The sequence below is a fragment of the Leptospira harrisiae genome, assembly GCF_002811945.1.
Classification (GTDB): domain Bacteria; phylum Spirochaetota; class Leptospiria; order Leptospirales; family Leptospiraceae; genus Leptospira_A; species Leptospira_A harrisiae.
In genome coordinates this window covers 1,152,671-1,167,460 of the sequence record NZ_NPDX01000001.1, presented here as the reverse complement: position 1 = coordinate 1,167,460, position 14,790 = coordinate 1,152,671, and the positions used below count along the sequence as shown (strand labels likewise).

The 14,790-nt window shown below is 37.2% G+C and carries 13 protein-coding genes; 4 read left to right on the top strand and 9 right to left on the bottom strand.

Annotation, left to right across the window (positions count from 1 at the left end):
• Positions 1-35: 35 nt before the first annotated feature.
• From pth to CH364_RS05285, 7 genes are read right to left on the bottom strand one after another with little or no spacing between them, the layout of a single operon-like run.
• Positions 36-602 (bottom strand): aminoacyl-tRNA hydrolase, encoded by a 567-nt coding sequence (pth, locus tag CH364_RS05315; protein ID WP_100742524.1) that lies wholly within the window; start codon positions 600-602, stop codon positions 36-38.
• Positions 599-2,134: a (R)-citramalate synthase CimA gene (gene cimA / locus CH364_RS05310; protein ID WP_100742523.1), complete on the bottom strand. Its 1,536-nt coding sequence runs from the start codon at positions 2,132-2,134 to the stop codon at positions 599-601. Before cimA ends, pth begins: the two co-directional genes overlap by 4 nt.
• Positions 2,131-2,406: a Smr/MutS family protein gene (locus tag CH364_RS05305; RefSeq protein WP_100742522.1), complete on the bottom strand. Its 276-nt coding sequence runs from the start codon at positions 2,404-2,406 to the stop codon at positions 2,131-2,133. The genes cimA and CH364_RS05305 overlap by 4 nt, the downstream gene beginning before the upstream one ends.
• A gap of 21 nt (positions 2,407-2,427) precedes the next feature.
• Positions 2,428-2,844, bottom strand: coding sequence for a response regulator (locus tag CH364_RS05300; RefSeq protein WP_100742521.1), 417 nt, complete (start codon positions 2,842-2,844; stop codon positions 2,428-2,430).
• Positions 2,841-5,573, bottom strand: a complete 2,733-nt coding sequence (locus CH364_RS05295) for a HAMP domain-containing sensor histidine kinase (RefSeq protein WP_100742520.1) — start codon at positions 5,571-5,573, stop codon at positions 2,841-2,843. The genes CH364_RS05300 and CH364_RS05295 overlap by 4 nt, the downstream gene beginning before the upstream one ends.
• A gap of 20 nt (positions 5,574-5,593) precedes the next feature.
• Positions 5,594-6,664 (bottom strand): A/G-specific adenine glycosylase, encoded by a 1,071-nt coding sequence (gene mutY / locus CH364_RS05290; protein WP_100742519.1) that lies wholly within the window; start codon positions 6,662-6,664, stop codon positions 5,594-5,596.
• Positions 6,661-6,945: a hypothetical protein gene (locus CH364_RS05285; RefSeq protein ID WP_004788885.1), complete on the bottom strand. Its 285-nt coding sequence runs from the start codon at positions 6,943-6,945 to the stop codon at positions 6,661-6,663. Before CH364_RS05285 ends, mutY begins: the two co-directional genes overlap by 4 nt.
• Positions 6,946-7,084: 139 nt before the next feature.
• Here CH364_RS05285 and ispG point away from each other — a divergent pair, with 139 nt between their 5' ends.
• From ispG to CH364_RS05270, 3 genes are read left to right on the top strand one after another with little or no spacing between them, the layout of a single operon-like run.
• Positions 7,085-9,133 (top strand): (E)-4-hydroxy-3-methylbut-2-enyl-diphosphate synthase, encoded by a 2,049-nt coding sequence (ispG, locus tag CH364_RS05280; RefSeq protein WP_100742518.1) that lies wholly within the window; start codon positions 7,085-7,087, stop codon positions 9,131-9,133.
• 42 nt (positions 9,134-9,175) lie between these two features.
• Positions 9,176-10,861, top strand: a complete 1,686-nt coding sequence (locus tag CH364_RS05275; protein WP_100742517.1) for a DUF2339 domain-containing protein — start codon at positions 9,176-9,178, stop codon at positions 10,859-10,861.
• Positions 10,858-12,093, top strand: a complete 1,236-nt coding sequence (locus tag CH364_RS05270; protein ID WP_100742516.1) for a hypothetical protein — start codon at positions 10,858-10,860, stop codon at positions 12,091-12,093. Before CH364_RS05275 ends, CH364_RS05270 begins: the two co-directional genes overlap by 4 nt.
• Before the next feature lie 70 nt (positions 12,094-12,163).
• On the opposite strand, the gene CH364_RS05265 is transcribed toward CH364_RS05270, so the two are convergent.
• Together CH364_RS05265 and CH364_RS05260 are read right to left on the bottom strand one after the other, a co-directional pair.
• Positions 12,164-13,252, bottom strand: coding sequence for an alkane 1-monooxygenase (locus tag CH364_RS05265; RefSeq protein WP_100742515.1), 1,089 nt, complete (start codon positions 13,250-13,252; stop codon positions 12,164-12,166).
• A gap of 12 nt (positions 13,253-13,264) precedes the next feature.
• Positions 13,265-13,768, bottom strand: coding sequence for a TetR/AcrR family transcriptional regulator (locus CH364_RS05260; protein ID WP_100742514.1), 504 nt, complete (start codon positions 13,766-13,768; stop codon positions 13,265-13,267).
• A 556-nt stretch (positions 13,769-14,324) separates the two neighbouring features.
• On the opposite strand from CH364_RS05260, the gene CH364_RS05255 reads away from it, so the two are divergent.
• Positions 14,325-14,771: a DUF1499 domain-containing protein gene (locus CH364_RS05255; RefSeq protein WP_100742513.1), complete on the top strand. Its 447-nt coding sequence runs from the start codon at positions 14,325-14,327 to the stop codon at positions 14,769-14,771.
• Positions 14,772-14,790 lie beyond the last annotated feature (19 nt).

Here is a 14,790-nt window from a genome sequence, read left to right as displayed (position 1 = left end):
TCCATTCACCTTGATTCGTTGGAAGGTGGGATACCTTATCCTCCGTTTTCTTTTCGGATTAGATTGCGATTGGTTCGAACCCATTCTTCAATTTTCGTAACCGATTCTTTAATTAGATTGTCCAAGTTACTTTTTTCTTCCGAATTAAAATTCTGTAACACAAAATCAGCCACTTCCATTCCACCTTTATCTGGTTTGCCAACTCCAAATCGCAACCTGTGAAAATCTTGTGAACCAAGTTTTGCTACAATATCCTTTAGTCCGTTGTGACCTGCCGTACCGCCACCAATTTTATTTTTGATTTTACCAAAAGGTAAATCTACTTCGTCCTGAACCACTAGAATCTGGGAAGGAGGAATTTTATATAAATTTGCGAGGGTTTGTGTGGATTTTCCGGAAAGATTCATGAACTCTAATGGCTTTAAAAGATGAATTTTATCCCCATCTAAAGTATGAGTTGATTCCATATATTTTTTGGAATCTTTGAAAGAAACACTGAAACTACTCGCAAGAGCATCCAAGATCATAAAACCAATGTTATGGCGAGTGTTTTTATATTTATCGCCTGGATTCCCTAGGCCCACAATGAGAAAATGAATCATACGTTTCCGAGTAGAATATGTAACAATCGTTCTGTGGCTTTCACAGCTGCCACTTGTTGGTCAGAGTCAATGCCGATAGTGCGAATGGGATGAGTTTCACCTTCCACTTTCCAAGTAATGACCGTTTCGACCAAAGCATTGGTATTTCCTCCGGGAGGAATCCGAACTTCATAGTCATAGAGTTTTGGAATTTGGATTTTTAATTCTTTTAAAATTTTACCAAGGGCATTCATAAAAGCATCGTAACCACCGTCCCCTTCTCCCTTTGCCGCGTAATCCTTCCCTTGGAAATTCACTTTTACTTCGGCCTTTGGTTTGACTCCGATCCCACTCGTTACGGTGCAAGTCTCAATGCGAAAACTTGCTTCCAGATTTTCGCCAGTGATATCAGAGATGATATAGGGAAGGTCTTCCTTGGTGACGGTTTTATTCTGGTCACCAAGTTCAATCACCCTTTCCAAAACTTTTTTTTCAATTTCAGGAGACAGGACCATTCCTAATTGTTTTAAATTTTCAGTAATGCTGGCCTTACCAGCTAACTTTCCTAATGCGTAAACCCGAGATCTCCCGAACCGTTCTGGTAAAATTGGATTGGCATATAAATTTCCTTTTTTATCCCCATCCGCATGAACCCCTGCAGTTTGGGTAAATACATCTTCACCAACAATTGGTCTGTTATCCGAAATTCGTTTACCAGAGAAAACGGCAACAAGCCTAGATGCATTGGTGATTTCTTTTTCCACTATGGAAGTTTTATATTTTGTTTTGTCATGAATTGCAGTAACAACAGCTTCCAAAGGAGAATTTCCGGCCCGTTCCCCAAGACCATTCACAGCCACATGAAGCCCACGAACACCGGCACTCACTGCTTCCAAACAATTAGCAACAGCTAAATCATAATCATTATGTCCATGGAACTCAAACCAAAGTTGAGGAAACTCTTTTACTAAATCGGAAACGGCTGTCCGAACTTCTAATGGAGACAAAACTCCAAGAGTATCTGCTAAATAAAATTTACGAACTGGAAATTTTGATACAACATTCAAATATTCTAATACATATTCTCGAGAATATGTGTAGCCATTTGACCAATCTTCCAAATAAACATTTACCGAAATTCCAGAAGAAGCAGCAAATTCTACAGTTTTTTGTATATCTAAAAAATGTTCCGAAGGAGTTTTTCGAAGTTGATTTGTTAAGTGGTTTAATGAACCTTTAGTGAGAAGATTAAGAACTCGAACCCCAGTTCCTTTCATCCATTCTACTGTTTTATCGTAATCAACAAATCCCAAAATCTCGATTCGATCGTGTAGGTTTTCGGATTTCGCCCATTCCACAATTCTTTTGACAGCTTCGAATTCACCAGGCGAAACACGTGCGCTTGCAATTTCCACACGGTCCGTTTTCAAATCCATTAGCAAATGTTTGGTGATATTTAGTTTTTGCCGCCAGGAAAACGAGACACCGTTTGTTTGTTCCCCATCTCGTAAAGTGACGTCGAGGATTTCTATCTTAGAGTTTGGTTCGGTCATGATTTCAATCGGTTGATGTATTCTTTTGAAGGAGCGAGAATTTCGACAATTGTTGCGCCTGGATTTGACCGAAACATCGGATCGGTCTCCACTAGTTTCAGAAAACCGCAAGTCTCCACGTAGTCAATCGCCATTCGCCTGAGAATTCCTTCTCCAATCCCATGTAGGATTTCCACATAGGATTCTCCGTCCATAAAGGCATCGTGAAGTTCTCGTTCTAGTTTGATACGAGCTTCTTCAAATCGGAGTTTGCGGATGTAGATGGTACGCACCTTACGTCCAGAAAAATGGACTTAGGTCAAATTGCAACAGAAACGAACTGCATCGAGTAATTCCCTGCTATTCCAAGGTTTGGAAAAAATGGCATAAGTTTTTGCTTCTTCTTTCACTCGATTGATGGCTTCGCGGTCAGCATGCCCTGAAATCAGAATGGATTTAATTTGTGGGTATTTTTGATGGACTTGGATGAGAAATTCGTCTCCACGCATTCCAGGCATCAGCCAATCAGAAAGGATGAGAATGACTTCGACTCCAGAACGACAAAGGTCATCGATCACTTCCATCGCTTCCTCAGGGTTTTGTGCAGTTTCATAAGTAAAACCACCACCAATTTCTCGTTTTAGTTCTTGTACGAGGGAAAGTAAAAGAATCGGCTCATCATCCACGCATAGGATTGCGTTTTTTTCAGTTTGTAGCGGCGTAATATTCAATCTCTTTCCCCTTCAATTGCCTTTGGTAAGTACACCCTAAACTCAGTCCCTCGATCATCTGACGAAAATTCGATTGTACCTTTCATTTTTTCTACGATTTGTTTACAAATGTCAAGCCCAAGCCCAATCCCTTCGCCATGTTTTTTTGTAGTAAAAAAAGGTAAAAAAATCTTATCTCGAATTTCAGGAGCAATTCCTTTTCCTGAATCTAAAATCGATGTAATGACGGAATTCTCATTGGAAAAAACTGAGATGGTTAATTTTCCACGATATTCCATTGCCTGTAATGCATTGTTTAGTATATTGATCCAAACTTGGTTGAGTTTATCTCTTTCCGCCAAACAATAGTCAGATGTTTTATATAATTTTGTAACTTCTACATCATTTTTTATCTTTGTCTGGTATAAGGTTAGAATCGAATCTAATTCGGTAGGTATATGGACATTTTGAAAATTTGTTTCTGTTTCTAATCGATCCGTATAAAGATAATGTTTGAGAGCATTTACCACATGTGATGCTTTTTCGGTGGCAGTTTGAATTACGTAAACCAAACGGTATAAACTTCCCAAAATCAAAACATTTTGTAAAATAATTCCGGCATTTGGATTCTTTAGTTTTTTTAATATTGGTTCGTCGATTTGAAGAATTCCAAGTGAAATAAGATCTTCCAACACTTCTTCTGGATTTTCAACTTGGTGGGAATTTAATATCCCTAGTCTTTCTTTTTTTTCTGCTCGATTGAGAAGTCCCGAATGACGAGAACCATAGGATACACTCAATTGAAGAAAAAAACGAAAATCTTCCTTTTCAAAAGCATCCAATGATTCTAAAAAATCAGGTAAGTTTGCTATGTCATTTTTTAATATTTCCGACATGGTATACACGCTAGAGGTAATCGCACCAAGAGGTGTGTTAAGTTCATGTGTGATCCCTGCAGCAAATTGGCCAAGAGCCGCTAATTTTTCACTTTGCAAAAGTTGATTTTGTGTTTTATGTAAATCGATTAAGATTTTTTCTTTTGTTTCAATCATATCAATTAAGTTTAGATTACTTTCAATCAGAGCTTCTGTTCTTAGGACAATTTTTTCTTCTAAGTTGGAATTGGTTTCCATCACCAATCGTTGGCTTTCCTCCACACGTTCAAAACTTTGTCTGAGTTCGGAAGACATAAAACGAAAGGCATCAGAAAGATCTTTTAATTCCGCAATCATACTTTCGCCCACAGGATAATTCCAGTCTCCTTTTGCTAATGATTTGGAAGCCTTTGCGAAAGATAAAACTGGCCTAGTTACGAATTCAGAAACGACTGCAGCCAAAATTAAACTTAGTAAAATGGCCCAGGCAAACACCATGGCCGATTTACTATTTCCACTGATCACTCCGCTCAGATAAAAGGATGAGGGAAATAAAGTAATCAAATATGTTTTTTCTTTTAGTTTTGGGTGAGTGTAAACCGTAACCATTGCATTCCAATTTTCTCGAGAGAGAGGTTTTTTAGTCACCACCGCAAAGCTAAATCTTTTTTCGGAAGTATAAATTTCATTTCCTAACTTCTTAAGTTCTACCCTGGCTATTTCCAATAACCTTGATTTATTTGTTTCGGAAGAAAGTGATGCCAATGGATTTAAATGTTCATCCAATAAAAAAACTCTACCTTGTGAATTTACTTTCGAGTTATCTAGAACTTCTACAAGTTTACCTTGTTCATAGTTGTTATTTAGCTTCTGTGATGATTCTGAAAGATAACGATCCAAACTTAAATTGATATTTTTTGACCATTGTCTATGAAGGACCTCAACCAATTGAAAGGCAGACTGTTCTTCATTTTTTAAGGTAACGTAAGATGTGATCCCAACAAGGACTAACACCAAACAAACAAAAGGTGTAACAATGAATAATTGTAAGGAGATTCCAGTTTTTATATCTGAATCTTTTTCTGAAATTTTTAGTTCGGTTGGTCCAGAAACCCAAACCCATGGAGGATCGGAAAGAGTCACTTCTTTGACTTGGCCAGGAACTTCTGCCCAAAAAAAACCAAACTTGCGGACGATTGGAAACGTCAGTAACATCGCAAACGGAGCAAGAATCCATGTGATTCCAGTGGTAAACAAAAGTGCTGAGCTTATCGTGTGGTAGGATAACTCTGCCCCAAATTGTTCCGAACATAAATAACCCCACAAAAAGGGTTCAAGAAGCAAAAACAAAACAACAAAAAGAAAATAATAAAACCAAACGCGCACATTACGGAAGTCAGGTGATTTTCCAATCATTTGGTAAGACAGCCAAAACAACGTTGGATTGATAAAGTAACCAGGTAACCAGTCCCATAAAAATTCTGGAGGGACTCCTTCAATTAAGTCAGAGAGCCCGTAGGCAAATGGTACGGCAAGAAGTGCTGGGTAACCAAAAAAATTCAAACAAAGGAATACGGAAAGATCCTTTAGGCTTTCGAGTGTTTGTGCCCCTGGAATCAGAACGATAGAACTTCCCAAATACCCTGTGAGAAAGATAGATACAAAGGTAATTACAAACCAATAGAAACTTGTCAGATTCCATTGCCAAACTTCTCTAGAAATTCGGAAAGTTTTTCCATTTCGAAAGGTAAAACCAGTAAATGCGAATATAGAAATAATAGAACCTAGTAAAAAGGAAAACCGACCCCAAACCTCTAGGATTGGCAGAGGGATATTAGCAATCACATGTTCGATCCAGACAATGACCTCGACCATAGCCCGTGAATCGTATCGAATTAGGATTCTAAGTAAAGCAAAAACTTTTTTACTTTTGAGGCGAGAGAAGAAGGAAATTCAGTATCTAGACTCGAGAGAGTAACCCACTTACTTTCGACACCGAATTTCTTTGTCAAATTGTCGATTTCTTCAATCCCTTTCAATGGTGAGACAAAAACGGAAAAAACCAATTTATGGTGGGTGATCGTATGTTTAAACATACCTACTGGTTTTGGGTCTTTTAAGATTTTTTTCAGGCCAAGAAAGAAGGGAGTGGGAGCATAGGTTTCTTCGGGAACTTCACCGACCATTCCATAAGGAAGATGAAACATATCCTTTAGAAATCGCATTTTAGGTTCTCGAACGAGTAAAATTCGTTTTTGATCCATTAGAACAAAAATTTCAGAGGAAAGTTGGATTTGTTTTTTCTCTTTTTTCCGTAATGGGATTTCACCAGTTTTTTGGTGGATTCTTGCGAAACAAAAATCACTAAGAGGACAGAGGAGACATTTCGGTGATTCAGGAAGACAAAGGGTTGCCCCTAGTTCCATCAATGCTTGGTTGTGGTCACCAGGATGTTCGGTGTTTAAAAAGAGGTCAGCTTTCTCTTGTAAGTCACTATCAGCCTTTGAACCTAAAATATTTTCTGTATATCCGTAATACCGAGACAAAACCCGTTTCACGTTTCCATCTAACACAGCAAAGGGCAAGTCATAGGCAATAGAAAGAATTGCCCTAGCTGTATAATTTCCAATTCCAGGAAGTTTTAAAACAGAATTTAGATCTTTCGGAAAAGAACCATTATAATTTTGGACAAGAAAGATGGCCGCCTTTCTAAGATTACGAGCTCGACTATAATAACCTAGGCCTTTCCAGTAAGCCAATACTTCTTCCTCTTCCGAAGAAGCTAATGATTCCGGATTGGGAAATCGTTTGATAAACGCTTCATACAATGGCAACATTGCATTAACTCTTGTTTGCTGAAGCATTACTTCAGAAACCCAAATAGGATACGCTTGTTTTTTCTTTCGAAAAGGTAGATCCCTTTTATGGGTTTGGTACCAATCGAATATTTTTTTTTTAGGATTCAAATTTCAGAATCTTGAATGCTGTATCGGAGGAATGTATTACAACTTCCCTCTTCTGTGTAACGAACAAGATCATAATCCAAACGAGTGGACCGGAAGAACTTAGAATGGGCTAATCTTTCTCGGATTTCTTGGCGGATATGGTCTCGAGCTTCTTGGCGTTTGTCATAATACGCCGGTGACAGAATTTCACTTTTGTAAGACAAACTTCCTTCTCGGTAGATTGCCACTGTGACCTGTACTCGGTATTTTCGCTGTAAACCTTGTTTTACTTCCGTATTCATCGTATCAAAAAGCCCGGTATTCTTCCTAAATAGATTTTCGGTCTGAGGAGGATGGAAATTGAAACCCACAGATTTTTTTCATACTGCTTGCCCAAAATTTTGAATTTAATTTTCTAGATAATGAGAACATAAGATTCAAATGAGCACCAAATATAACGAATCGCCATTTTTCTATAAAAGACGTCCTACCAGGGAAGTGAAGGTAGGAGATGTTGGAATTGGTGGGAAAAACCCAATTCGTATCCAATCAATGATTACATCTAACACAAGAGATACGGAAGCCAGTATCAAACAAATTTTTGATTTAGAAAAAGCTGGATCTGAAATTGTCCGCCTAACAGTACCTAGTCAGGCAGATGCAGACAATTTGCCAAACATACGTCAAAAAATGAAAGAACTAGGACTTAAAGTTCCTTTGGTTGCAGATATTCATTTTACTCCACAAGTAGCCTTAAAATGTGTAGAATGGGTTGAAAAGGTGCGAATCAATCCTGGCAATTTTGCAGACAAAAAAAAATTTGAAATCATCGAATACACAGACAAAGATTACAATGAAGAACTAGAACGAATTGAAGAAGTATTTACGCCCCTAGTGCTTCGTGCAAAAGAATTGGGTGTGGCTATGCGCATAGGGACTAATCACGGAAGTCTTTCTGATCGTATTATGAATCGGTTTGGTGACACTCCACTTGGAATGGTAGAATCGGCATTAGAGTTTATACGAATAGCAGAAAGACACTCTTATCGAGATATTGTTGTTTCAATGAAGGCATCCAATCCTCAAGTGATGATCCAAGCCTACCGGATGTTAGTTTCCAGATTTTATGATTTAGGAATGGACTATCCTCTTCACCTAGGTGTTACGGAAGCTGGTGATGGTAAAGACGGCAGGATTAAATCTGCGATAGGGATTGGAAGTTTACTCGCAGATGGACTTGGTGATACCATTCGTGTATCGCTGACCGAAGATGCCATTTATGAAATCCCTGTAGCGAAAGAATTGGTTCGAAAATACAACGAACTCTTTCATCAAAACAACAAAATTTCATCAGTATCAGATCCCCATTTCGAATCACAATCGATTGAAAACCAAAAAACTATTTTTACTGAATTTCGCGATCCATTCCAATACTCTAGATTCTATTCCAAAGAGTTGGCTTTGGGTGAAACTAAAATTGGTGATAACTCGCCTGTTCGTATTGAAACTTGTTTTCCTTTTTTTGGATCTGAATCAGCAGAAGAAGTTCTTCATCTCATCCAAAGGGGATCTAAGTCTGGTCGAATTCCAGAACTCATTCATTTTACGATTCAATCAGAATTGGATTTAATCTCCCTTGGAACTACAGTTAAACGGGGATCATTTCCGCTCCCAGTCTCTGTGGAACTTTCAAAGGAACTGACTTACCAATATGATAGTTTGGCAGAGGACATTTATCGATTTCAAAAGTGGGTGATCAATCCCAGTTTATTCTTTCAAGAATCAGAAGAATCTTGGGATGATCTTTTGGATTTTGTCACTCGTTTTGCCAAGGATAAACGTAGCGTTGAATGGAGTATCGATTTGCAAAACATTCATCTAGCTGAAAGAATTGTAAAAGAATCGAAAAAAAGAAAAATTGAAAACCTTCTTTTTTCTGTAAAAAATGGAGATCTACTCACTGTCAGAAAGTTGGCTTATCAATTAAGAGAATCTGATTATCCAATTGTCCTTGTCCATCATTCAAAGGATAAAGAAGAACTTCTCTATGAATCATCGATTCATGTAGGTGGAAGTTTATTGGATGGAATTGGCGATGTAGTTCGTTTGTCTTATGGGGATGGGGAACCAGAAGAATCACTTCATTTAAGTTTTGATATTTTACAAGCAACAAGACTGCGTCTCACAAAAACTGAATACATCTCTTGCCCATCCTGTGGACGCACTATGTTTGATTTACAATCCACAACTGCTATGATCAAACAAAGAACAGGACATCTAAAAGGTGTAAAAATTGCAGTCATGGGATGTATCGTAAATGGCCCGGGTGAAATGGCAGATGCTGATTTTGGATATGTGGGTGCAGGAATCGGTAAGGTTCACCTCTACAAAGGGAAAGAAATTGTAAAAAAAGGAGTCCAAGAAACGGAAGCTGCCGATTTACTCATCGACCTCATCCGTGAAAACGGAATGTGGAACGATCCAGAATAAAAAGTAGTTCCCCTCCTTATGCGGATGTGAACCATTTCCTCCGTGGAAGAAAAAGAAACAAAAGAAATCCTAACAAGGATTCAATCCATGGAGAGGGAGCTTTCTTTTCTAAAAGAAAGAGTTTTATCCCTCTCTAATACCCAAACTCCGCAAGAGCAGATTCGCACAAAACCGGCCCCTGCTCCTACAGTTGTCCACCAAACAGAGGTATCATTAAATGATGGACCCAATTGGTTTGTTCAGTGGATCGGAGAAAATTTATTTGTAAAGTTAGGAGTATTCTCATTACTTCTTGCTTCAATCTGGTTTTTCTATTTAGCAATTGAAGAATATTGGATCAATGAATCTGTTCGAATTTGGATTGGCCTTGTTTTGGCAATTCCGGTTCTAATTTATGGATTCCGTGTAAGGAATACAAGACCCTACCTTTCACCAAGTCTTATGGGTCTTGGAATTGCAGTTTTATTTTCAGCGTACTATTCGGGATATCTTTGGTATGATCTCTACTCTACTGAAACCTGTTTTGTTGGTTTACTAATCCTAAGTTTAACCACAGTCGCCATTGCCCATTCTCAAAAAAGCGAAGTGTTATTTGGATTTGCATCTCTTGGTGCATTTTTAGTTCCCCTGCTACTATCGACAGGACAAAACTCATATCCATTTTTATTCACTTATCTACTTTTATGGAATATTTTATTTTTCTGGGTACGAAAAGATACAAACTGGAAAATCATGCCACTCCTTTTGCTTGGAGCAAATCACCTAATCTTTGTTGGCTGGGCTGATTCAAACCTAGCCGATGCAAAACCATTTTATCCAATTGTCTTCCAATTGGGAGTTTTTCTATTGTTTCTTTTGAGAGAATTTCAAACATTAGAAACTTCAAAATCAAAAGACCTCATTCTCACCATCACTGCTATCGGGTTTACATTGGGACTTGGATTTGTACAGTCATTTTGGATTTTTTCTGTTTTTTATCCAATTGCAAAGCCATTTTTACTGACCTTAATCCTTATCTTATTTTATGGATTGTATGAACGTTCTATCAGAAGAACAACCTTAAGTTTGGATAAGAAAAAACTATATGATATCATTGGGTTATTTGGTCTCCCATTCATTGTAAGTTTAATCGTCATTGGAACCACGGGAAAATTTTTGGCTTTTAGTCTCATCAGTTTCGCTTTCCTTGTAACCATTGCATCCACCTACTCCAAACAATTGTATATGTATTGGGCGGCTTTCCCTGTTTGGTTTTTTGCATTGTTCTACATTTTTGCTTTCACTTATCGCTCTCAAAACGAAATCCCTTTCTTAAACGGAAGATTTTTGGTATTCGCAACAGGATCGGTTTATCTGGTACTTTCTTATCTCTACAGCAGAAAGTTCTCTGATTTTTCTAAACTCTTTTTATATGCTGCCTATCCCTATTGGTTGCTTGGTACTTTCGTTGAAATTTACCTTGGATTTCCAGAAGAAAAACAATTATTTCTCTATACGCTCAGTTTGATTGTTTATGGATTAGTTGCTTTAACCATCGGATTCCTCAAAAAAATCCAATCTCTCAGATATGTTGGATTTGGCTCATTATCCCTAGTCATCATAAAATTCTACTTATATGATTTTTGGAATTTGAGTTTAGGTTACCGTATTCTCGCAGGTTTATTCTTAGGTGTTACACTCATTGTAACAGGAACATTATACAATCATTTCAAAAAGGAAACAAAATGAAACTTCAATACTTAATTTCCATTCTATTCTTTATTTCGATTACTTCTCAAGTTTCAAGCAGACCTCTTGCTGTACAAAACTTTAAATACAAAAAAGATCTGAAAATTTCAGGCAATATATCTCCAAATGGAGTTGTAAAACTGATGTTAGACGAGGACATCTATAAACACTCCTTTTACGGCGACTTAAGAATCGCTTACAACGGAGAAATAGTACCCTATCATATTCAAAATGCAGAAGAAATTGCCAAAAATACAGAAAAAGTAAAACCGGAACTTCTATTTACTAAAAAAGATGATTTAGAAATTTATGTATTGGAACTTCCTAAGTTACCAGAAGGTATGAATTATACTAAGTTATCGGTTTCTAGTGCTTATGATTATGAAACATCCATTACTTTAAAATTAGGTGACAACCCAGACCAATTTTCGGATTCAAAATCAGTTTTCCTTTATAAATATGGCAACCAATCGTCTGGAGAAATTGATTTAAGTGGAACAAAACACCGGTTTTTACGATTAGAGGCAGAACCAGGTTCGGATTTAAAATTTCCGAATGCAACCAGAGCAAAACAAAATAAAAACCTATATTGGGAAAAATCGCATTCAGTTGCAAGCCCAGTGCTGGCAGAAAATCACTGTAAGTTTTTATTTCCTAATGAATCACAATCGGCATTTCAAATTTTAAAACTAGAGTTTGAGGAAACCAACTGGGAACGGAGAATTACTGTTCGCGGAAAAATAAACAAAAAAGAATGGGACACTGTATTTGAAGGAACAGTAAATCATAACAAAGAGGAAGGAGTTTTTACAGAAATACCTCTTTCAAGGACAATCAATTCTGAATTTGAAATTGAAGTTTATGACGGCGAAAACGAAACGCTTCACCTAAAAAATGCGATAACTGTCCAACCACTTGAAGAAATTTATTTTTTCGCAAACCAGGATGGAAATAAGGAAGGTTATTCACTTTATTATGGAAACCCTTACCAATGGCCAATCAATTTTGATCCTTACTCATATCCTTCAGGCGATGAAATTAAAAATAACGAACCTAAATTGGCAAACTTACTCAAGGAATCAGAAAATCCTGATTTTAGTTTTAGTATTTTATACCCACCTGTTTCTGGATATATTGCGTCCGGATTCTTTTATTTAGGAATCGCAGCATTGTTGTATTTGTTATTTTCGATTATAAGATCAAAAAGATCGGTTTTATTAGAATCCGAATGAGCAACTCGGAAACCTGCAAAGTTTTTCTTTGCAGGTTTTTCTTTAGAGCAGAACCAAGCTCTTAGAAATATTAATGTTTCAATGGATTCTTTAATTCCCAAGACTCTAAAATTGGATTCATCATTTGAAACCAAAGCGGCGGAAACAAAGCGATAAGAATCATCAATTCATAACCAAATGGCAGTTGAGGAGCTTCTTCAAAATGTCTTAAAACTTGGTATCGCCTACCCGCATTTGCATGATGGTCTGAGTGTCTTTGTAGGTGAAACAAAAAAGCATTGGAAACAAAATAGTTTTGATTCCAAGAATGAATGGGTAGTACTTTTTCAAATTTACCATTGCCAATTTCTTTTCTCTTCAAGCCATAATGTTCAATGTAATTGGTCAACTCCAATAGGGAAAATGCTATTAGCGATTGTAACAACAAAAATCCGAGTATATCCCAACGGATAACATTGAAAGAATACATTGATCCAAATCCCACCATCAATGTCAAAAAGAGAATAGTAACTACCAAATACCATATCATTTCATTTCGATAATGAAGCGAGCTGAGTCCCAACTTTTTTAAACGTTTTGTTTCTAACTCCCAAGCAGATTGGTAAGCACCGAAGACTGTTTGAAGATAAAATTGATAGAATGATTGGTTTTTTTTGGAGGAAGCAGGATCGTTAGGAGTAGAGACGTTTGTATGATGCCCTCGATTGTGTTCAATAAAAAAGTGCATATAACAAACTGTCATATAAATCATCTTGGCAAGAAATTGTTCATAACGCATGTTTTTATGCCCAAGCTCATGGCCAACAGTAATGCCAATTCCACCCGTTACAATTCCGACTGATATCGCAAACAGAATAAATTCAACCAAGGAATGTGGGTATACGGCAATTCTGTAAACGGACCAAATAACAAAGGCAAGTTGAAGATAAGCCCACACTTGCGTTAGAAAACGGAAATAGAAATCATTTTGTAATTTGAGGAAATTAGATTCGTCTGGATTCGAGTTGTCTTTTCCTAAAACAAAATCCAACAATGGTAAAAAAACAAAGACCGTAATCGGAACCAACAAATAGGTAAGGCCACCAACCCATTCGGCAACAACAACCAAAATCGGCAAAATAAAACTAAGTAAAAAACTAAGTCTTTTGGTGAATGTCATAAACGTATCTCCTTATTCTTTGCTTTGAAACAATGTCATGAGGTTCCCCAAACCTTCAAAAAGTTCCGGCCAATTGGTTTCCTCAGTTGCATTATTTTTTAAAAACAATGCTCCCAGAAAAAATGACAAAAATGCCTTACCACTATTTGTATTAGTCGTCGAAGGAAAAAATCGATCCAAAGCTGTTCGATACGAAGTAAATGAATCTTCCACTAGTTGCATAAGTTCACTCGATTCACTCAAGTGTCTCTTTACATCCACAGCAAGTAACATTAGGTTTATAAAATGTTCCTCTCGTTTTGCAACGAAAGCCATAATGTCCTGGAGACCCGTATGACTTTCAGAAAGTTCGGTAATCTCTTTTTCATCAATGGCAACGAGTTGTTTTACCATAGATTCAAATAGAATCTCTTTCGTTGGAAAGTAATGGTAAAGGGTTCCCGTTGAAACACCTAACTCCTTTGATAATTCGCGCATCGAGACAGATGAAACACCTTTCGTTACAAAAATAGGCATACATTTTGCCAGTAGTTCAGCTCTGTAAAGATCGTGGTCGACTATCTTAGGCATAAAAAAGAAATCCTTTTATATCGAACGATTGTTTTATAAAAATACTTTTACCATACTTTGTCCATCTTTTTTTCTCATTTGCTTGGGATTTCCACAGTTTGCGATTCAGGTTCATTCCGTTTCACTCCTTCTCTTGGCCAAACGACTGCAAAGTCTAATTTTAGGCGGAATAGTTCTAAGTACTAAGCAGTAAAAAGAAAGTTCAAGCGAGAAACCGAATGGAAAAACAAAGGTTGGGAATTCCGTGTCTGAAATTTGGCAAGGAAAAGAAATTAAATTGAAAGGGAAACTGGATTAATTTGGAATTTGGGCGTATGGAGATGGGAAACGCAGTTTCCATGGAAATGGGTTGTATGCGGAAACTGGTATGCCATGGAACCTGGCTTTCCTTTTACACCGATTGCAAAAAGTAACTCACTTACTTTTTATAGCTAATTGCTTTTTTCCCCAATGGATGAAAGGATCAGTCCAATACAAAGAAACTCGCTTCAGGAAGCAGCATATGAACCAAAAAGTCTCACTCATTCTATTCACTCTCCTTGTCCTACTAGTCGGATGTACGGGAACACGACCGGAATATCTAGGAGTCAAATCAGGGAAATTGAACGATTGCCCCAAAACTCCAAATTGTATTAGCAGTTTTGCAGATCCCTCCGATAAAGAACACTATCGTAATCCTGTCCCTTACAAAAAATCGCTAGTAGATGCATATGGAATCCTGAAAGGAAAACTAGAACAATCTCCCCGAACCAAAATCATACAAGAGAATTCGAGTTATATCTATACCGAATTTACATCTCTCATTATGAGATATGTAGATGATGTAGAATTTTATTTTGATGAAAAAAATAAACTTCTTCACTTTCGGTCTGCTTCCCGATTGGGAAAATCAGATTTGGGAGTGAATCGAAAACGAATTGAGTTATTACTCAAGGATTTAGATATCTAACATAACAAACTTACATCAG